This window comes from Pedobacter sp. GW821-FHT01D05 (assembly GCF_059422505.1).
Genome location: NZ_JBWKXA010000006.1, coordinates 201,225 through 221,225, shown reverse-complemented (window position 1 = coordinate 221,225; position 20,001 = coordinate 201,225). Strand labels below are relative to the sequence as shown.

The 20,001-nt window shown below is 40.0% G+C and carries 16 protein-coding genes; 2 read left to right on the top strand and 14 right to left on the bottom strand.

The features are described from left to right. Window positions 1-96: 96 nt before the first annotated feature. From mraY to mraZ, 6 genes are all read right to left on the bottom strand, one after another. Entirely contained in the window at window positions 97-1,344 is a 1,248-nt protein-coding gene (mraY, locus tag AC07VK_RS20590) for a phospho-N-acetylmuramoyl-pentapeptide-transferase (RefSeq protein WP_492955451.1), read from the bottom strand. Beyond that, window positions 1,344-2,801 (bottom strand): UDP-N-acetylmuramoyl-L-alanyl-D-glutamate--2,6-diaminopimelate ligase, encoded by a 1,458-nt coding sequence (locus AC07VK_RS20585; protein WP_492962897.1) that lies wholly within the window; start codon window positions 2,799-2,801, stop codon window positions 1,344-1,346. The genes mraY and AC07VK_RS20585 overlap by 1 nt, the downstream gene beginning before the upstream one ends. Window positions 2,802-2,931: 130 nt before the next feature. Beyond that, window positions 2,932-5,031 (bottom strand): penicillin-binding protein, encoded by a 2,100-nt coding sequence (locus AC07VK_RS20580; protein ID WP_492962899.1) that lies wholly within the window; start codon window positions 5,029-5,031, stop codon window positions 2,932-2,934. After that, window positions 5,021-5,443, bottom strand: a complete 423-nt coding sequence (locus AC07VK_RS20575) for an FtsL-like putative cell division protein (RefSeq protein ID WP_108199761.1) — start codon at window positions 5,441-5,443, stop codon at window positions 5,021-5,023. Before AC07VK_RS20575 ends, AC07VK_RS20580 begins: the two co-directional genes overlap by 11 nt. Beyond that, on the bottom strand, window positions 5,440-6,345 hold the full coding sequence (rsmH, locus tag AC07VK_RS20570; RefSeq protein WP_492962901.1) for a 16S rRNA (cytosine(1402)-N(4))-methyltransferase RsmH: 906 nt from the start codon (window positions 6,343-6,345) through the stop codon (window positions 5,440-5,442). The genes AC07VK_RS20575 and rsmH overlap by 4 nt, the downstream gene beginning before the upstream one ends. Further along, entirely contained in the window at window positions 6,335-6,802 is a 468-nt protein-coding gene (mraZ, locus tag AC07VK_RS20565; protein ID WP_492962903.1) for a division/cell wall cluster transcriptional repressor MraZ, read from the bottom strand. The genes rsmH and mraZ overlap by 11 nt, the downstream gene beginning before the upstream one ends. Window positions 6,803-7,346: 544 nt before the next feature. On the opposite strand from mraZ, the gene AC07VK_RS20560 reads away from it, so the two are divergent. Continuing rightward, window positions 7,347-8,918 (top strand): PepSY-associated TM helix domain-containing protein, encoded by a 1,572-nt coding sequence (locus tag AC07VK_RS20560; protein WP_492962905.1) that lies wholly within the window; start codon window positions 7,347-7,349, stop codon window positions 8,916-8,918. 307 nt (window positions 8,919-9,225) lie between these two features. Here the strand turns inward: AC07VK_RS20560 and AC07VK_RS20555 are convergent, their stop codons facing one another. The 5 genes from AC07VK_RS20555 to AC07VK_RS20535 all read right to left on the bottom strand — a co-directional run bounded on the left by AC07VK_RS20555 (window position 9,226) and on the right by AC07VK_RS20535 (window position 15,093). Beyond that, complete coding sequence (locus tag AC07VK_RS20555; RefSeq protein ID WP_492962907.1) at window positions 9,226-10,200, bottom strand: 3-keto-disaccharide hydrolase; 975 nt, start codon at window positions 10,198-10,200, stop codon at window positions 9,226-9,228. Between the two features lie 266 nt (window positions 10,201-10,466). Next, a complete protein-coding gene (locus AC07VK_RS20550; protein WP_492962909.1) occupies window positions 10,467-11,660 on the bottom strand; it encodes a phosphoglycerate kinase in 1,194 nt (397 codons plus the stop codon). A gap of 6 nt (window positions 11,661-11,666) precedes the next feature. Next, window positions 11,667-12,104 carry a GNAT family N-acetyltransferase gene (locus AC07VK_RS20545; RefSeq protein WP_492955459.1) on the bottom strand — a complete coding sequence of 146 codons (438 nt, stop codon included), beginning with the start codon at window positions 12,102-12,104 and terminating at the stop codon, window positions 11,667-11,669. A gap of 372 nt (window positions 12,105-12,476) precedes the next feature. Continuing rightward, a complete protein-coding gene (locus AC07VK_RS20540) occupies window positions 12,477-13,814 on the bottom strand; it encodes a paraquat-inducible protein A (protein WP_492962911.1) in 1,338 nt (445 codons plus the stop codon). Between the two features lie 28 nt (window positions 13,815-13,842). Further along, window positions 13,843-15,093: a paraquat-inducible protein A gene (locus tag AC07VK_RS20535; protein WP_494939822.1), complete on the bottom strand. Its 1,251-nt coding sequence runs from the start codon at window positions 15,091-15,093 to the stop codon at window positions 13,843-13,845. A 354-nt stretch (window positions 15,094-15,447) separates the two neighbouring features. Between AC07VK_RS20535 and AC07VK_RS20530 the strand changes: the two genes are divergently transcribed. Further along, window positions 15,448-15,891, top strand: coding sequence for a DoxX family protein (locus AC07VK_RS20530; protein ID WP_494939821.1), 444 nt, complete (start codon window positions 15,448-15,450; stop codon window positions 15,889-15,891). Here AC07VK_RS20530 and gap read toward each other — a convergent pair. The 3 genes from gap to AC07VK_RS20515 form a co-directional block, all read right to left on the bottom strand. Beyond that, window positions 15,881-16,876, bottom strand: a complete 996-nt coding sequence (gap, locus tag AC07VK_RS20525; protein ID WP_492962917.1) for a type I glyceraldehyde-3-phosphate dehydrogenase — start codon at window positions 16,874-16,876, stop codon at window positions 15,881-15,883. The two genes, AC07VK_RS20530 and gap, sit on opposite strands and share 11 nt — an antisense overlap. A 711-nt stretch (window positions 16,877-17,587) precedes the next feature. Further along, a complete protein-coding gene (locus tag AC07VK_RS20520) occupies window positions 17,588-18,667 on the bottom strand; it encodes an MraY family glycosyltransferase (protein WP_492962919.1) in 1,080 nt (359 codons plus the stop codon). Between the two features lie 179 nt (window positions 18,668-18,846). Continuing rightward, on the bottom strand, window positions 18,847-19,587 hold the full coding sequence (locus tag AC07VK_RS20515) for a glycosyltransferase family 2 protein (RefSeq protein ID WP_492962922.1): 741 nt from the start codon (window positions 19,585-19,587) through the stop codon (window positions 18,847-18,849). Window positions 19,588-20,001: the final 414 nt, after the last annotated feature.

Here is a 20,001-nt window from a genome sequence, read left to right as displayed (position 1 = left end):
AATTTTTTACCTTATTTTTTATTTACCACTAAGGGTATTTTATTTATTATTCTCTCTTTTACCTTTAGTCTTTCAGCTTTTCCCTTCAACCTCAACCTACCTTAACTTCAATGTTACAATGGTCATAATTGCAAGCATGATTCCAATAATCCAGAAACGCGTTACAATTTTGGCTTCATGATATCCCTTTTTCTGATAATGGTGATGTAAAGGCGACATCAGGAAAATCCTGCGGCCTTCGCCAAATTTCTTCTTGGTATATTTAAAATAAGATACCTGCATAATTACCGACACCAGTTCTACCAGGAATATTCCACATAAAATCGGAATCAGCAGCTCCTTGCGGATCATGATGGCAAATGAGGCAATGATTCCGCCAATGGCCAAACTTCCGGTATCGCCCATAAAAATCTGCGCCGGGTAAGAATTGTACCACAGAAAACCTACGCAGGACCCCACAAATGCACCTGCAAAAATCATCAGCTCTGCAGAGTTTGGGATATACATAATATTGAGGTAATCGGCCATAATGGTATTACCCGATACATAAGCCAAAATGCCTAACGTAATCCCGATTACTGCCGAAGTTCCCGTAGCTAAACCATCAATCCCATCGGTAATGTTTGCCCCGTTCGAAACCGCGGTGATGATAAATACCGTTACAATCAGGAAGATAAAAAATGCATATTTCTGGTAATCGGCACCCAAAAACTTCAATACCTTTGCATAATCGAACTCATTGTTCTTATAAAAAGGCATATTGGTTTTAGTCGATTTTACATCTTGTGTATAATAAAAGGTTTCTCCTTTTTGGCGCAATACCATCGGAACCGTAGAAGTACTTTTCACATCGTCCTGTACAGTTTCCCTTACTACAATATTTGGATGGAAGTACATGGTGCAACCTACAATTAAGCCTAAACCAACCTGACCAACTACTTTAAAACGACCTGCTAAACCTTCTTTATTCTTTTTGAAAACTTTGATATAATCATCTAAAAAGCCTACTACCCCCATCCAGATTGTGGTGATGATCATTAAAATCACATAGATATTGGAGATATTGGCAAATAACAAGGTTGGAATAAGAATGCCCAGCAAAATAATGATACCACCCATTGTTGGTGTACCTTGTTTTTGCATCTGTCCTTCTAAACCTAAATTTCTTACGGTTTCTCCAACCTGTTTCTTATGCAGATAATCAATTAACCTACGTCCGTAAACGGTGGTAATTACCAATGATAAAATAATAGAGATAGATGCACGGAAAGTGATGTACTGAAACAACCTTAACCCAGGTATATCATAATGCTTATGCAGGTATTCGAATAATAAATATAACATTAGCTGATTGGTTTTAATTGTTCAAGTAAAATTTCTTTATCATCAAAATGGTTCCTTACGCCATTAATTTCCTGGTATTTCTCATGCCCTTTACCAGCAACAAGAATAATGTCTCCTGGTTGCGCTAAATGGCAGGCTGTTTTTATAGCTTCTTTTCTATCTAAAATAGATAGGGTTTTACGCTTATTGGTCGGTGAAACACCTGCTTCCATTTCGCTGATAATCGCCTGTGGATCTTCCGTTCTGGGATTGTCGGAGGTCAGGATCACTTTATCGCTCCAATCGCATGCTACCTGAGCCATAATAGGGCGTTTGGTTTTATCTCTATCCCCGCCACAGCCCAGCACTGTTATTACTTGTTCAGTCCCTTTGCGGATATTGGCGATGGTGCTCAACACATTCTGAACAGCATCTGGCGTATGCGCATAATCTACAATGCCTATAATCTTATCTGCAGAGGTGATGTAATCAAATCTTCCTTCAGCGCCTGATAAACGGCTCAACAAAGTCAGCACCTTTAATTTATCCTGCTCCAACAAAATGGCTGTTCCATACACGGCCAATAAATTGTAGGCATTAAAAGACCCTACAAGTTTGAAGTAAACGTCTTCGTTATCGATATCTAAATGCAGGCCACTGAACTGGTTCTCAATAATTTTTGCTTTAAAATCGGCCAGTTGTTTAAGCGCATAGGTTTTTTTATGTGCTTTAGTGTTCTGCAGCATTACCACACCGTTTTTATCGTCGATATTGGTGAGTGCAAATGCCGATTTAGGCAGCACATCAAAAAATGCCTTTTTAGCTTTCAGGTAAGCGTCAAAAGTTTTATGAAAATCTAAATGATCGTGTGTTAAATTCGAAAATACACCACCTGAGAAAGTCAAGCCTTCAATCCGGTGCTGAGAAACCGCGTGTGAGCTTACTTCCATAAAACAGTAATCGCAACCTGCATCGACCATTTCTCTTAAGAGTTGATTTAATGCGATCGGGTTTGGTGTGGTATGTGTTGCGGCCACTACCGTATCATTAATATAATTCTCTACCGTTGATAAAAGCCCGGTTTTGTAACCTAAATCCTTAAATAACTTAAAAAGAATAGTGGCTATAGTAGTTTTTCCGTTGGTTCCTGTTATGCCGATCAGTTTCAGATCTGCCGATGGATTTCCAAAATAATTCCCGGCAATGATACCCAAAGCCACAGCAGTGTTTTCTACTTTAATATAAGTAACCGTAAAATCATCGATCTCTGGCAAATTCTCGCAGATAATTACTCCTGCCCCTTGCTGAATAGTCTGCTCAATAAACTGGTGTCCATCTGCCACAGTACCTACTACAGCAAAAAAGATATCATCTTTACTTACTTTACGCGAATCGAAATTCAGCGCATTGATTTCCCTATCGGTTTTACCAACCAATTCTTTAATCGTTACGCCATAAAGTAAATCCTGTAATTGCATTTTTTTATTCTTTTAGTATCGAGTAGTAAGTATCAAGTAGCAAGATCTTAAACCTTTCTACCCTCAACCTTCTACCTTTGTTTAGTATCGGTTAGCAAGACCTTAAACCCTACACCTTTTACCTTACACCTTAATTCAACTCTATCTGTACACCCAATCCTTTACCCACCTTTGTTCCGGCGATGATGGATTGACTCACCACTTTTCCAGAACCCGAAACCTTTGTTTTCAAACCTGCATTCCCTAAAAGGTACAATGCATCTTTCAGTCCCATTCCCGCCACATTTGGCATCACACCTTTACGCTCGTTATTTTCCTGAAAAACTGTTCCTGCACTGGTATCAATAATATTGTAATACTCAGATTTCGAAGCAAAAAGTGGCTTAAAACCAAATGCTTTATACACTTTCTGAGTTGCTTTACTCTGTCCTGCTTTTGTTGGCGGATTACCCGTGTTACCTACCAAACGGGTCGGCATATCGTTATACATCTGCATATCACTGGCATAAATACGGTCAGCCACTTCCCTAAAAACAGGTCCGGAAACCAAAGCGCCGTAATACCCTCCTTTGGGATCATTAATTACCACAATCATTGAATATTTTGGCTTATCTGCAGGAAAGTACCCCACAAACGAAGCCTGGTATTGTCTTTTAGCCTTATACCCTTTATTTGCATCAGCTACCTGAGCGGTACCTGTTTTACCGGCAATTTTATAAAGTGGGTTGTGAACGTATTGTTTACCGCTTCCTTCAGTAACCACCCCTTCTAGCATGTTTTTGATTTTACTCAAAGTAACATCTGAACAGATCTTATCTTTAATCACCCTGGCTTTAAACTGCTCTATAGGGTTACCCAGCCTTCTGATCTCTTTTACAAAAATTGGCGCAATATACTTTCCATTATTTGCAACCGCATTATAAAATGACAACATCTTCAATGGGGTCAACTGCATCTCGTACCCATAGGCCATTTGTGGCAAAGTCATGTTTTTGTTCCAACTTTTATTTGATGGATTTTTTACTACAGGCTTTGCTTCACCTGGTATTTGTAAATCCATACTTTCGTTCAGGTGCCAATTATATAAATGATCGGTAAACTTTTTAGGATTAGCACCATATTTACTATTCACAAGATAAGACACAGCTGCATTTGATGATTGTTCGAATGCTTTTTTAACAGTTACCACACCAATACTGCCGTGTGAATCCTTAATCATATGACCGGGTATTTTATAATTACCTGTGCCTACCATTGTATTGGTATCTACCAGTTCATCTTCAAGTAAAGCCATATAAGAGGCTAATTTGAAAGTTGAACCTGGATCCTGATTACCCGCAATCGCGTAATTAAATTTTTCTTTGTAAACACCCTCTTCCACTTTTGAGTAATTGGCTACTGCCCTGATTTCGCCAGTAGCAACCTCCATTACAATTACCGCTCCGTGGTCGGCATCGTACTTAATCAACTGCTTCTCTAAGGCACTTTGTGCCAGATCCTGCATATTGATATCGATGGTTGAAATAATATCAGCACCATCTTTCGGAGCCACCTCAGCTTCTTCATTAACAGGAATATAAACCCCACCAGCAATTCGCTGCATTAATCTTTTTCCGGTTTCGCCGTTGATATATTCCTTATAAGCTCCTTCTAAACCAACACCGTTTTTAACATTCTCATTTTTATAACCAATGGTACGGGCAGCCAAAGCCTGAAAAGGAAGAATCCGTTTGTTCTGCTGAACAGCAATTAAACCGCCACTAAACTTCCCGATGTTATATAACGGAAAAGTCCTGATGGTTTTAAGATCAGCATAACTTACTTTTCGGTGAATCAGCAAATAGCGCGAGCTGTCCTGACGGCCTTTACGCAGCATCCGGGCATATTCTTTTGCTGTTTTATCTTGAAAAATCTGCGAGAGTTTATAACCTAAAGAATCAACTTTTTCATTGAACACATCTTTATCAGCAATGCCACCGGCGAACATATCCATGCGCAGTTCGTATTCCGGTATCGAAGTAGCCAGTAAACTGCCATCATTAGAATAAATATTCCCACGGGTAGCCTCCACATTTACATATCGTGTAGAAAGACTATCTGCCATAGCTTTCCATTTTTTCCCTTGCACATACTGTACCTGACCGAGGCGCAAAAACACCGCGAAAGCAAAAAGCACAATTAAGCCAAATGCCAGATATACACGAAGCAAGATGTTTGCTCTAATATTCATCGCTTTTAACAATTATTTTTTTTGGTGGTTCAATCAGTTCTTTTATCCCAAGGGTATCTACCTTTTTGGCAACCTCTGTCAGTTTACTTTTAAACATCAGGTCGGCCTTAAGGGATTTATACTCCCATCTTAATTCTTTTACTTCTTTATTTAATTTATCAATCCGGCGAACATTGTTTACCGCAAAGTGGCTATTGGCAATGTAAATCATTCCCAAGAGTGCCAGAAAACACAAATAAGGCAAAGCATCAGTTGCCGCCTCTTTACTCACTAATCCATCATTAAAAAGCTTGCTGATAAATGAATTGCTATCCATTTTTTCTTCAGCAGTTTTTGGCCTTTTGGGCGCAGCTTTCAGCTCTGGTTCGGGCCCAACTTCTTCCTCTTCTATCTCTTCCCTAAACCTGTTCATATCTTTTCCGCAATTCTTAGTTTCGCACTGCGGGCCCTATTGTTTTGGGCAATCTCCTCATCAGTGGCAATTATCGCTTTTCGTGTAATTACATTAAATGGTTTTTGCTGGTTTCCGAAGAAATCCTTTTCTACTTCACCCTGAAATTTACCTTTCGCCATAAAGTTTTTAACTGGCCTGTCTTCTAAAGAATGGTAAGACATCACCACTAAATGACCGCCAGGCTTCAATACATCAGCTGCCTGCAGCAGAAAATCTTCAAGCACTTGTATTTCAGCATTCACCTCTATGCGCAGCGCCTGAAACACCTGCGCCAGATATTTATTCTCTTTTCCTTTCGGGATATAATCAGCAATTGCCGACTTCAAACTGTCGATATCGGTAAAAGGCTGCTCCAAACGCGAAGTCACGATGGCACGAGCCAATGATTTAGCATTTTTCACTTCTCCATAAATCCCAAAGATTTTATGCAGTTTATCCTCCGTATAGGTATTCAATATTTCAGCAGCCGTTAAATCACGGTGCTGATCCATACGCATATCCAGATCGGCATTATGACGGATAGAGAAGCCACGTTGCGGCACATCAAACTGATGCGAGGAAACCCCAAGATCAGCCAGAATACCGTCAACCTGCTTAAAACCTTTTAAGCGGAGATTATTTTTTAAAAAACCAAAGTTCTGGTCGATAAAAATAAAACGATCGTCAACAGGAACATTCGCCTGAGCATCAGGATCCTGATCAAAAGCAATCAATTTCCCTTTTGGCCCAAGATGTTTCAAAATCTCTCTCGAATGACCACCGCCACCAAAAGTAACATCCACATACACACCGTCAGGTTTAATATTCAAACCATCAATGCAAGGCTGCAACATTACAGGAACATGGTAATTATTCGCCATCCACCCCTCCTTTCTTATCACCCATTACTTTCTGGGCAAGGCTTGCAAAATTGGCCGGAACATCATCAAAAATATCTTCGTATGATTTTTTATCCCATACTTCGATACGATCCAACTGGCAGGCCAGCACAAGATCGCTACCGATACCCGCATATTCTACCAAAGATTTCGGTAAAAGCACACGGCCGGCAGCATCAAGCGAAAGCTCGGTTGCCCCGCGCGTAAACGCCCTAACAAATGCGCGGTTTTCCTGATCGTAAATATTAAGCTTGGAAAGGTCGGCCACAACGGCATCCCATACATTTTTAGGATAGATCACCAGGTTTTTCTCAAAACCACGGTTAATAATGAGCCCATCATTCTCGGCATTAGGCAATTGTTTCTTAAGCGCAGCAGGTACCATAAGGCGGCCCTTTGCGTCAAGTTTACAATCGAATTCTCCTAAAAGTTGGGTCATAGTGGTATCTACACTTTTTATCTAGTGTAAAAGTAAATAGTTCTACCACTTTTTACCACTTTTTACCACAAAAAAGTTTTCCACATCCTTTTTGTTACAATTATGGCGACACAAGATAAACAGAATAACTTGTTAAGCATACTAAGAAACACATTAACCGCTGATAATTAGCCTTTTAAAATATTTTAGCATAAAGTGTCAGCCTGGCCCATTTTTTAATCAGATTTCTATAATTTGATAAAAAACGCTCATTTACAGTGATTAATCGGTGGGTGATCCGCCCAATTTTAGAAGACATCTTATTTGAAAGTAACAAGAAGCAAGGAGAAAATTGCCTTAACAAAACGCTTTAATTAATAAATCCATCCTTAATATTGTCTTTTTTATTTAGCGGCGACTGCTATTTTAGGCATTGTAAAATTGATTTGCATAAAGCGCATTTATTATTTAGACTGATTAAGAATAATTTGGATTGGAGCGATTAAAACGATTTCTTTGTAAGACAAAATATTTTTAACAGGAACTAAAGCATAGATGCGCTAAAATGAAGTCAGAACACAAACCTAAAAGTATAAACTGGGCAAAACACCAAAAAAGATGGTTTGGCAAGTGGCATCTTTATGTTGGCATAATTGCAGGTGCAATTGTTGCTTTTATTGGTGTAACGGGAAGTATTTTGGTTTTTCAGGACGAAATTGACAGGGCGTTAAATCCTGATTTGTTTCAAGTTATTGCACAAAAGAAGAAAATGTCTGTTGAGGAAATTGTGCCAATCATTAAAAAGAACTACCCCGGGTTAAAAATCGACTACCTCATGCTGAATAACTTCAAAAACCCCAATGAAGCATATAGCGTGATGAACTTAAAAAGTGAGGAAGAAACATTTATCAACCCATATACCGGGCTTACAAGTGGTAAAAGAATCCATACCAGTTCTTTTATCCATGTGGTTACGGAACTGCACCGAACATTGCTGATTCCAGTTGCCGGCCGTTACATTTGTGGCTTGGCATCTCTGTGTCTTTTGATTTTAACCATTTCGGGTTTGCGTTTATGGATCCCAAAGAAATGGAAACAGCTAAAATCGGCGCTTAGCGTAAGGTTTAGTGGCTCATTTAAACGCCAGAATTACGATTGGCACAATTCGCTGGGTTTTTACTCGTCGCCTATTGTGGCGATACTAAGCCTCACGGGTTTTTCCATTACTTTCTCTACCCTGGTAATCCCTTTCCTTTTTTTATTAAGCGGAAAATCGCCGCAAGGCGTAGCCCAATTATTAGGCGCTAAATCGGCTTGGCATGCGCAGGCCGTGCCACTGCCGCTTGAAGCCATTACAGCAGCGGCCAAACAAAAAATGCCCAATGCCCATATTGGAGGAATCGCTTTTCCGGCTGATAAAACCGGTACTTACCGTTTAGATATGCTAAGCGGAAACCTGCCTAAAGTGGGAAAGCGGGAAATGCTCATTGTTGATCAGTATACAGGTAAAGTACTACTGAACAGCCGCCAAGATTTTCCTAATGTAGGTAATGCTTACCTCAGTTGGCTAACACCAATCCATTATGGGAGTTTTGGCGGCAGGCCTACACAAATTATTGCCATTATTGCCGGCTTAATGCCGCTTGCGCTTTTTATTACCGGATTCATTATCTGGTGGCCACGCTATAAGAAACAAAAGAGAGGCAAAAAACAAAAAACAGATGAAGCAACCTTGGATGAGGCATTGGGAATTCCGACGGTTGAAAAAGAACCAAAGCCGGCAAAAATCGAAATACCACTACCAAAATTGGGCAGATATTTCCTGATCCAGTTTAAATCGGGCTTTAAATATGCCATTGTTATTCTGTTGATCAGTTTTATGATGGGTGCACTCTATGGCCTTCCTTCAGGAATAATTATCCAGCCGGCCATTTTTGTTGTGGCGTTTAGCTGCGTAATGGTCTGTTTGAATTTTATATGCGCATTGTTATCCGAAACATTCAATATCCTTTTTCTGCTGCCTTTTAAAAGGGGAAGTCATAGGGTAACCAGGTATTTTGCACTATCATCAGCTTTTTTAGTATGTTATTTGGTCGTTTATATGGTATTGCTTAATACCGGTTTAGCAATTTTCTAGCATGAACGCTTCTAAAAGATATCTTTTACGCTTTTCACTGATAGGCTCAATAAAAATAACCAGATTAAGAATCGTTTGATTTTCATGTATAAACCTTTTTAAACAGTGAATACTTCTACAAGGCCCGGGCATTTAACATAACCAATAGGAGGCTGTATTACAACCAGTGATCCATTCGAACTTATCATGTTGAGCTTCTCGAAACGTTTTGTGAAACATTTAAACAGTCCCTTCAACAGGTCTATCTAGTCCTTTGGATAGGATAACAATTTCTATATTGTGATACAGCCTCCTTTATTAGAGATACTTATTTCGCCGGTGTAATTACAATTTTCCGGTATTCGATCGGTTCGTGATCTCCCTGAAGATAAATAGGTCCGGGCTCTCCCTCATTACTATCCAATGCTCCTCCGGTAATGCCCGGAATTTCCTGGTTACTGATGATGGTTTTACCATTGGCTACCACGGTTACTAAACGGCCAACAAGGGTAATATCGTAAGTTTGCCATTCATCGGGGCCGAGCGTAACCATTTCATTAGCGGTTAAAAATCCATAAATACCACCGAAGAGTACACTGTTAGGATGCGCATCTTTTTTGCTATCTTCAATCTGCACCTCGTAACGGCCTCTTAAATATACCCCACTGTTTCCCCCTTTGGTGTATTTAAATTCAACGTGGAGCTTAAAATCATTATACTTCTGCTCGGTAATAAGATTTGAACCTGCTTTCGGACTGGTTAAAACACCGTTTTTCACGATCCATTGGTTTTGTCCACTAGCTTTCCATCCAGATAGATCTTTGCCGTTAAACAAATTAACAGGTTTACCCCATACCGGCGCAACAGCCCTTTTCAGGTAAGGTGCTTTAACACCTTTCCAGCTATATTGTTTACCGTCGCAATTGGTCATTGTCCCCTGGAGCCCTGCATCGGCAACCGTGCCATCGATAACCAGATTCGAGGTGCCGCTTTCCCATTGTGGCGGGATTTCGAACCTAAACTTTCCATTATCAAACTTTACTTCCGATACCGGACGCGCGCTACCGGCAGTAGATACAAAGTAGCCCACTAAAGTTTTATAACCCGATAGTTTTACTTCCAGCCAGGCAGGTGCCAGTTTCCCGTTTACATCAACGGTAATGTCCCAGCGGCCGATCAGCGCAGCAGGCTCAACAGCCAGTTGAATGTTATCAGATACCGCTACTGTTGCAGCCAATGTTTTTTGACACAGACCTGCAAGCAGCAGACAGCTTATACTAAACAAAAAGATTTTTTTTCTCATATTATAATTTGATGTTTTATACCCAAAACCAATAAATTACAGGCCAAGGTAAATTACCAGTAAGGTATGATTTATTTGTTTTAAGCACAAGTAGTGCTTCACTCCTGCACAGCATCGTTACAAGACCACTGTACCGTTATAACAATAAGTCTTAATAAACACGTGTGCTAACCCATGTACAAAACAGCGTGAGTTGAAAATCATCTAAAAGCAAAGGCCCTTGCAAGTTGATCTGCAAGGGCCTCGTTTATGTTAAGATTGATGTTTTATCCATTAATGGCTTTAACACCTGGCAATTCTTTACCTTCCATATATTCAAGCAAAGCACCACCACCGGTAGAAACATAACTTACTTCATCTTCCATACCGAATTTTGCAATTGCCGCAGCAGAGTCGCCACCACCAATTAACGAGAATGCGCCGTTATCTTTAGTTGCAGCTACAACTGCCTCTGCAACAGCTTTAGTTCCTACCTGGAAACTTTCCATTTCGAAAACCCCCATCGGGCCGTTCCACAATAAGGTTTTAGAATTTTTAATTACATCCTGAAACAAGGCAACCGATTTTGGACCGATATCCAGTCCCATCCAATCTGCAGGAATCTGACCAGAGTCTACATCTTTTTTATCTGCATCGTTTGCAAATTTATCAGCAATTACCGTATCTACTGGTAAAATCAGGTTTACACCTTTCGCTTTTGCTTTTTCGATCAACTCTAAAGAAAGTGCTTGTTTATCGGCTTCTAATAATGAGGTACCAATTTCGCCACCTTGTGCTTTAGCAAAAGTGTAAGCCATACCACCGCCAATAATCAGGTTGTCTACCTTATCCAGCAATTTCTCGATCAAAAGAATTTTATCTGATACCTTAGCACCACCCATAATTGCAGTAAAAGGTCTTTCTGCATGGTTTAATATTTTCTCTGCATTTTCTACTTCTGAGGCCATTAAATAGCCAAAGTATTTTGCATCTGGAAAAAACTGGGCAATAATTGAAGTTGAAGCATGTGCACGGTGAGCAGTACCAAAGGCATCATTTACATAAACATCGCCTAATTTTGATAATTTCTCTGCAAAGGCAACATCACCTTTTTCTTCTTCTTTGTAAAAACGAAGATTTTCTAACAATAAAACTTCACCCGGTTTTAAATCGGCTGCCTGCTTTACGGCACTTTCACCAATACAATCATCAGCAAACTTAACTTCAACACCAACAAGGGCAGACAGATCTGATAGGATATGTTTTAAAGAAAATTTATCAATTGGGCCATCTTTCGGGCGGCCTAAGTGAGACATTAAAATAACCGCACCACCATCTTTTAAGATTTTAGAAATGGTTGGCAAAGCCGCCCTGATTCTTTTATCGTCTGTAATTTTAAATTCATCATCTAAAGGCACATTAAAATCTACCCTGATTAATGCTTTTTTATCTTTAAAGTCAAACTGGTCAATTGTATTCATGTTTAATTATTTTTGATTTAAGTTTAATTTCATTTCGTAATGGAAACCGATGCCAGGGATATCGAACTCCGGCGATTCGGTAGTGAAGCCGATTTTCTTGTAAAAAGCGGCCGCCGTTGAACGGGCATTACACCATAAATAATCGGTTTTATATTCTTTTAGGTATTCAATGGCAAAAGTAACCAGTGCAGCACCATAACCATTTCCAACGGCATCGGGATGAGTGGCCATGCCCCTAAGCTGATAGCCCTCCCCTTCTTCCGGAAAAAAATCGTTCCGCATAAAGGTCGCAATTGATTTTATTTCCCCGTCTTTTAAAAAACCAAGATGAAAGGTATCGTAGGCCAGATCGCCTTCAAAAATGCATGCTTCGAATGGTTTGCCGTTGCGCAAAACCAGGCTTCTTAAAGGCAGTACTTCTTCTGGAAGAATAAATTTGACCATATTTTTAGTATCAGCTAGCTTACATCTGGTGTGAAGACATTGCTATTGGATGCGCTGCAAACGTTTGCAAAGTTAATAAAGCAATTGAAACCCGATAATAATATCGGCCAGAATTTTTAACATTTTAGATACTCACTGGGCAGGTATCAAAAATAAGTTGAAAATAACGGCTGTTCTATCTTTATACTTGAAAGAAAGAAATTAGGCGTTTTGTATTTTCTTGCAGTACCAAGGTGTTTAGCCCTGGGCGTAGCGGCATCCCCAGAGCGCAGCGCAGGGATATAGCGAAGAACGGGAGCAAACTTTAATAACGGTAAGGGCCCTGCGCTCCTAAAAAAGGAATATTTTTATTAATGCAGCATATTTCCTGTTCTATTGCTCACATGAACCATTTCTCTCATCAATACGCTTAACTATAAAAGAAAGCACCTTTGCATAGGCCACATAAGCTACAAACACAAAGAATCCAAGTTGCAGTGCCGAATTGTTGGCCGTAACAGTAGTTAGCGTATCGTTTTTGATATTTAAGCCGGAGAGCTGGCTTTTAAGTATTCCGTTTAGGCCGATATAGGTCATTGCGATACCCACTACCATTACATCTGCCATATCCCATTTGCCGAGATCGAATGCCATAAACCGCAATACTTTCTGGCTACCGAAAAGATGTCCGCAGGATACGTGTACTCCCCTTGCCACAATACGGAGCAGCGGCAATATCACAACAAATAAGAGCAACAATGCACCAACGAGTACGGCATCTGGTTTAGGCTGCTCAATTAATGTCCCTATAATTCCCAATATGCTTTTGCTCTGGAAAAAAAGCACTTGATTACTAAAAGCAATTTTATCGCCTAAAAGGCCAAATTCGAGTGACTGGATGCGCGCATCAACTTCTATAATCGGCGAGGTAACGCCAACAGTAAGCAAAATCACCGCAAACAACAGCGACATGATAAATAGTGGTACATGCAACTGTACCGATTTTCTTAAAAAAAGCCATAATATGAGTGCAATAGCTACGCAGCCCAGCATCCCCAACCCACATTGATAAGTCTCTTTTTTGATCTGTGCAAGCCTTGAGTTTACTAAACGGTCATACGCGGTTGCATTAGCAACATGATACTTATGGTAGATATTCTGCTCTACAGTGGTAATGGTGGTATCGGTACTGTCGTAGGTCTGATTTTCCAGCTCATCTAACTTACTCGTTGCTACATTTTTAAGCCTTTTCAGGCTTGTTGGACTGGTAATTTTAGACACAATAGTTTTCGCAAAAGAAGGAACCTGGGCATGAAGCTCATCAACATCAACAAAACTGTTAAAGGCCAATTTTTTCAGTTTACCGCCAAGGGTTTTCTGAGGCTTGGTAACCTCTGAAACTGCCTTGTTTACCAATCCATGCAGCTCTTTTTCAACCTCCTTGCGCATGTCTTTTTTCTGCTTTGCAGTTAAGTTGAATCCTTTTACCCTTCTGTCAACAACTGCCGAAATTTTTTCTCCCCACCGGTCAACCGAGAATATTCCAAAAGTAATATTGTTCGACAAGCTGTAATCTTCTTTGATCCGTTTCTGTTCGTAAGAAAGTGAATGGAAGCGATAGCCAAAATAGGCCTCGCCCAGCAAAAGGATGCTGAGGCCAACGATCAGTGCAAGTGGTGCAACCCAGTTCTTTTTTATGTGGATATTTTTAGGGGTATGTGTTGTTGCCATAATAAATCAGTCAGCTTTAGTAAACGGGTTAGTGAGCATCATGTGGGGTAATAAACTTCAATATTGTAGAAAGAATGAGGCCATAAAGTACAAAACTGATGAATATGATGTATCCGGGCTGCAATGCCGTATTATTGGTGGTTAAGATGGTAAGTGAATCGTTTTTGATATTGAGTGCCTGGAGCTGACCTTCGAGCAGGCCGTTTAGTCCGATGTAAGCCATTAGGATAGCGATTACAATTACATCGGCCATACTCCACTTGCCCGATTGGAAAGCGAAGTACTTAACAATCCCATTTTCAGCCAAACGTTTACTGCCCAAAAGATGCACCCCTGTTGAGCTCAGTTTAACTACCGGGAAAAGGATGCTAAATACCAATATCAGCACCCCGACCAAAATAGAATCGATGCCAGGCTGACTGATGAGTACCCTTACCACATCCATGATACTTTTGCTCTGAAAAAACAGCACCTGATCTTTAAAAACCACATGCTCGCCAAGCAGCACAAAATCCAGCGAACGGATACGGGCATCAACCTCTATCATTGATGCGGTGAGGCCAACAGCCAGGAGGATAAATGCAAAGAGCAAAGACATGACAAAGAGTGTGGTATGCAAATCACGGCGTTTGCGGAGTCCCCACCAAAAACCCAGCACCACCACCACGCAAGCCAGCATACCAAATGAATAACTGTAGGTTTTACTACGAATTTCGGATAGCGTTTGAACGAGGTTTTTATTCAGTGCATCAGTAGAGGTTACATTGTACTTTTTGTATAGTGCCCTTACAGAAGCCCCGTTGGCGACAAATGCACTGTCGAGCTTTTCCTCGTTGGCCAATTCGTTAAACTCGCCCATGGCCATTTTACTTAATTGCCTCTTGTTCTTAGGATTATCCACCTCGGCAATAATTTTCCTGGCAAAACCGGGCACCTGCGCCCGTATGCTATCAGCGTTCACAAAATTACGGATCGCAAATTTCTGGATCTTTCCGCTTAAAGTCTTTTTTGGTTTGTTCACTAAGGCTTCTGCCTCATTAATGAGCGCAAGCAGCACCTGCTCTACCTCTGTTTGTAATATTTTTTTTTGTTTTCTGGTCATCTTCAGGTTGCGGACCTGGTGATGCACAATCCTGGATACATTGTTCTTCCATTGCTGCACCGAAAACAGCCCATAGGTAATGTTGTTGATATCAGCATAATCTTCCTTAATGCGCTCCTGCTGATCAGAAAGCTCGTGCAGCCTAAATCCGAAATAAGCCTCCGTGCCAAGGAGCATGGAAAGGAAGAGGATGAGCAGAAATTTGGGCAGCAGGGACTTTCGACGCCCTGTATTTTTTTTATGTGTTTCCAAGCCTATTGGTTTACGCGGTTTATATCAATTTCTATCTGTTTCCCCTGCCCAAACCAATAGCAGCACTTTAATATGCGCTTACCGATCGGAATATCGGGCCTAATATTGGCAGATAAAACCAACAACACACAAAAAAAGTTTTTGAAAGGTGAAAATATAGCCCAGCAGTTGTTTGAAGGCTGTATTAAATCATTTCATATTAGAATCCCTGTATTTAAACATCCGCCCAGTTAGGTAAATTTCATGAGCTAAATTAATTCAAACAGATTTACTGATCGCTTGTTAAATGATATATCTCATTTTGATCTGATCCGCAATATTATGAAAGAGGAAAATATAAAAAAAGCTGCCAGGATATTGTTGGGCGTAGGTTTGATTACTGCCGGAATTGGCCATTTAACTTTTGCGCGTAAACCTTTCCAGGCGCAGGTACCGGATTGGGTTCCTTTAAAAAAAGATGATACAGTAGTATATTCGGGTTTTGTCGAAATTGCATTGGGCGCGGCCTTAGTGCTAGCGCCCAAAAAATATGAAGATTTAGTAGGTAAGGTATCCGCAGGATTATTTGTTGGCGTATTCCCTGGGAATATTTCACAGTACACTCATAAACGCAGCGCCTTCGGCCTTAATACTGATAGTAAACGTTTTTTACGCTTATTTTTTCAACCAGTATTGGTTTATTGGGCATTAAAATCTACACAAAAATCTAAAATCAGCCTTTAGTAAGCATGTCTATTTTTTTCACCACATCGATCAAACGGCTGCTGTAACCAAATTCGTTATCGTACCAGCCCACTACTTTAACCAGATCGCCAACGATAGAGGTTAATAGCGAATCGAAAATACAGGAATGTGGATTGTCAATAATATCGACGGATACAATTGGATCTTCAGTATACTCTATAAGACCTTTCAATTCGTTTTGTGCAGCGTATTTAAAAGCTGCATTAATTTCTTCAATACTTGTCTTCTTCTTTAGCAAACAGGTAAAATCGGTTAACGATCCGTTTAAAACCGGAACCCTGATTCCTGCCCCACCTAAACGGCCATCCAGTTCAGGAAAAATATGGGTAATGGCTTTTGCTGCTCCTGTTGTAGTTGGAATAATGGAAGATGAAGCTGCCCTTGCACGGCGCAGGTCCTTATGGTTCGCATCGTGCAGATTCTGATCGCCTGTCATCGAATGGATGGTCGTAATATAACCTTCTTCTACCCCCCAGTTATCGTTCAAAATCTTAATCATCGGGGCAATATTATTCGTTGTACAACTGGCATTTGATAGTACTGTGCTCTTTAGATCGATCTGATGGTCGTTTACACCCAATACGACCATCGGAATATCATCTGCCGCCGGGGCTGAGATGAGCACCTGTTTTGCGCCTGATGTAATGTGTTTTTCGGCCAATGACTTGGTTAAATTTTTACCTGTGCAATCGATAACCAGATCCACCCTAAGTGCAGACCAAGGCAATTCATCGGCATCTTTGATCGCGAAAACCGGAATAGAAAGCTGATTGATGACCAATGCATCAGGTTTTGCAGAAACATTACCTGCGAAAACACCATGAACAGTATCGTACTTAAATAAATGAGCCATCGTTTTGGCATCTGCCAGGTCGTTAATCGCTACTACTTCAAATCCCTCAGCCAATGCTAAGCGTAAAAATGTTCTTCCTATTCTACCAAAACCATTTATTGCCAGCCTCATTATTATAAAAATTAGAGCGCAAAATTAGTATTTATTTATCAAAGCAAAGACCTCATTATATAAGATGGAAAAGGGATGATGAAACCTTATTATAGCGGTTATACTTTTTCTTAAAAAGTCAATTTTGCTTCTTTGTTTAAGGCAATCGCCATGTTGAATTTATTTCAGCATCTATCATGTTATTAAATATTCTGCTTGGCACCACAAAAGATAGAAGGGAAAAGAAAGATCACAGCAACCGTAAGCCTACAATGCTTTACTAAAAAAGTAAAATTAACTTTAAGCGTGCAAAGTTTCCTACTTTTTTAAATAATAAGGTTCTTTTTTAGGAGCGCAAAGCCTGTACAGCTATTAATGTTTGTTCCCGTTCTTCGCTATATCCCTATGCTGCGCTCCGGGGATGCCGCTGCGATCGGGGCTGGTTACTTCTAATCTGCAAGGAAACCGATACAAAGCTGCCCATGATTTTGTGATACAGACCCTGGTTAAATAAACCTTATTGTAGCGGCTATCCTTTTTGTTGCAGCAACAACAACATCCTGCTAACCACCACAAAAAGATAGGAGCGGAAAAAAGGACTGCCCAAACCAATACGCATTATACGTGCTTTACTAAAAAAGTAAAATTTAATTTTCTGGAGCGCAAAATTACCTGCTTTTATAATCAGGTTCTTTTTTTGGAGCGCAAAGCCTGTACAGCTATGAATACTTATTACCTGCCTCTCTTTTTAAGCAGGCTTAAGGTGAGCAAGCAATTAAATGCGATGCAGAGACCGATAATGAGCAAAATCAATACAAAATTTCCAAGACGCTGAAGGAAAATGGTGGCCGCTATTGTAGCCAGATTAAACCCCGCAGTAGAAATTACGATCCAGCTGGGCTTAAATCCTAACTGCTCTAAACGGTGGTGGATGTGGTTCCGGTCTCCCTTAAACGGAGAACTTCCTTTTAAAATACGGATGGTAAAAACTCTTAATGAGTCGAAAATGGGTACAATCAGTATGGCTACTGCTATTGCTGGCGCAGAATAAAAAGCAGGTTTATTTTCACCTGTAAACTTATTGAGTTCTATAAACTTAATGGCCAGGGCAGCAGAAATAAGCCCGATGATCAGTGCGCCTGTATCGCCCATAAATATTTTAGCAGGAAACCAATTGTATTTTAAAAAGCCTGCGATCGCACCCGCAAGGGCAAAGGCTATAAATGCATACGGTATTTGTCCCATCAAAGAAAACAAAATACCGAAAGCCAGGCTTGTTAAAATGCCGATTCCACCTGCCAATCCGTCAATGCCATCTATTAAATTGAATGCATTATTCAGGAAAATAATTAATGCAATCGAAAAAAGGCTTCCCCATAAGGGCGGCATATCTGCTATACCCAATACACCGTACAAACTTGTTAAACGAAAGGCACCAAAAAAAACCAGGATAAAGGCTACTACGATCTGCAGAACAAATTTTGTACTGGTATTGGTGCCATAAACATCGTCTTTTAAACCAAGTGCCGCAAGGATAATGCACGATGCGATTAAAAAATTAGCTTCCTTAAAGTTAATAATGGCCGAAAAAAGCAAGATACATACGGTAAAACTTCCTACAATGGCCAAGCCACCTAAACGTGAAATATTGCGTTTATGATTTTTACGGTACAAGTCGTTCTTATCAAAAAGGCCATATTTTAACGAAGTATAGATTATACTTGGAATACTGATAATTACGATTGAAAAAGCCAAAATAAATATGGCTATAGAGAAATAGTCAGGGCTGGTATTCAGAATATCTTTTAGCAAAACTTATAGGGACTTGCAAGCAAATATAACTATACTTAGCTAAACAAAATTGAGCTATAAAATGTTTGACATGACATATATCAAAATAATCAATTTACGTCATAATAAACAGACAAAAAAAAGCTCCAAACCTTAAACCGACAAACAACAAGTAAGTGCTAAAGTACTGTTTATTAACACTAAAACTGACTGAGTTTGCTTATCTTTTTCTGCAACAATACCAAAAAAGGCAAGGGCATCTTATTCCTTTTTAAAGCTTTATAATCATTAACAAAGGCAGAGACCCTGCTCATCACAGATTGGTTACTTACCCCTCCAATACGCATATTCACCATTAAGATAGGCAGGTAAACCGCTTCTATTTTATGGGTATAAAAGTAACGTAGTATTAATTCGTAATCGGCAGCAGTACCCAGATCTAAGGCATAATCGCCGTTTTTTTCAAACAAAGATCTTTTCAAATACAGTGTAGGGTGTGCGGGCATCCAGCCTTTTTTAAGATCCTGAAAAGTGTTTTGCCGTGACTTCCAGGTCCTGATTGTTTTAAATGTTGTGGCATGGATATAATTGAGGTCGCCATAAAGCCCATCTATCTTCGGCTGATCGATAAAAGTTTTGGCAACTGAAGCCAATACATCAGGACTGGCAAACAGATCATCTGCATTTAAGATTCCGATCACCTCGCCTGTTGCCCTCTGGATCCCTTTATTAATGGCATCGTATAAACCTTTATCTTTTTCTGAAACAAAATAATCAATCGCAGATTGGTTCTCCTGAATAATATTCAACGTTCGGTCTGTCGATCCCCCGTCAATCACCAGGTATTCTACATCAGGATAAGTTTGCGCCATTACAGAATTAAAGCATTCCTGTAAAAATGCTTCACCATTGTAAACGACAGTAATAAGGGATATCTTCATGGTTACCAAACGGGGTTTTCGGCTTTTTTAAGCTGAAAATGTGGTAAAGATAAAGAATAGCTTTACATATACCGAATGGTCCCCTATTCGAGTTAACAAAGATGATTTATGGTTTATTTCTTCTTCTGATTATGAACACACCGAAGAGACCTGCGGCGGCGCCAAGGGTCCAGGAGTAGTCGTCGAGGTTGCATTCTACCATGGTATATGTGCCAACATATCCCTGAAGCATCGCTCCAGATTGACACCCATTTACAAGACCTAAAAAAAATGTATAATTTGTACATACCCCACAATTGAAAGATCCAGTAGGTGTAGGTGTCCAGGAGCAGTAATTGCTACTTAAAGCAGCTCCAGATGTATAAAGATAAGAATCATTCCCTCCTAACAGTAGCTTCAAAATATCATTCACCA

What these genes read in the sequence shown, in the direction of transcription:
- mraY (WP_492955451.1), bottom strand. Translation starts at nt 1,344, where the DNA reads ATGTTATATTTATTATTCGAATACCTGCATAAGCATTATGATATACCT.
- AC07VK_RS20585 (WP_492962897.1), bottom strand. Translation starts at nt 2,801, where the DNA reads ATGCAATTACAGGATTTACTTTATGGCGTAACGATTAAAGAATTGGTT.
- AC07VK_RS20580 (WP_492962899.1), bottom strand. Translation starts at nt 5,031, where the DNA reads ATGAATATTAGAGCAAACATCTTGCTTCGTGTATATCTGGCATTTGGC.
- AC07VK_RS20575 (WP_108199761.1), bottom strand. Translation starts at nt 5,443, where the DNA reads ATGAACAGGTTTAGGGAAGAGATAGAAGAGGAAGAAGTTGGGCCCGAA.
- rsmH (WP_492962901.1), bottom strand. Translation starts at nt 6,345, where the DNA reads ATGGCGAATAATTACCATGTTCCTGTAATGTTGCAGCCTTGCATTGAT.
- mraZ (WP_492962903.1), bottom strand. Translation starts at nt 6,802, where the DNA reads ATGACCCAACTTTTAGGAGAATTCGATTGTAAACTTGACGCAAAGGGC.
- AC07VK_RS20560 (WP_492962905.1), top strand. Translation starts at nt 7,347, where the DNA reads ATGAAGTCAGAACACAAACCTAAAAGTATAAACTGGGCAAAACACCAA.
- AC07VK_RS20555 (WP_492962907.1), bottom strand. Translation starts at nt 10,200, where the DNA reads ATGAGAAAAAAAATCTTTTTGTTTAGTATAAGCTGTCTGCTGCTTGCA.
- AC07VK_RS20550 (WP_492962909.1), bottom strand. Translation starts at nt 11,660, where the DNA reads ATGAATACAATTGACCAGTTTGACTTTAAAGATAAAAAAGCATTAATC.
- AC07VK_RS20545 (WP_492955459.1), bottom strand. Translation starts at nt 12,104, where the DNA reads ATGGTCAAATTTATTCTTCCAGAAGAAGTACTGCCTTTAAGAAGCCTG.
- AC07VK_RS20540 (WP_492962911.1), bottom strand. Translation starts at nt 13,814, where the DNA reads ATGGCAACAACACATACCCCTAAAAATATCCACATAAAAAAGAACTGG.
- AC07VK_RS20535 (WP_494939822.1), bottom strand. Translation starts at nt 15,093, where the DNA reads ATGCTCCTTGGCACGGAGGCTTATTTCGGATTTAGGCTGCACGAGCTT.
- gap (WP_492962917.1), bottom strand. Translation starts at nt 16,876, where the DNA reads ATGAGGCTGGCAATAAATGGTTTTGGTAGAATAGGAAGAACATTTTTA.
- AC07VK_RS20515 (WP_492962922.1), bottom strand. Translation starts at nt 19,587, where the DNA reads ATGAAGATATCCCTTATTACTGTCGTTTACAATGGTGAAGCATTTTTA.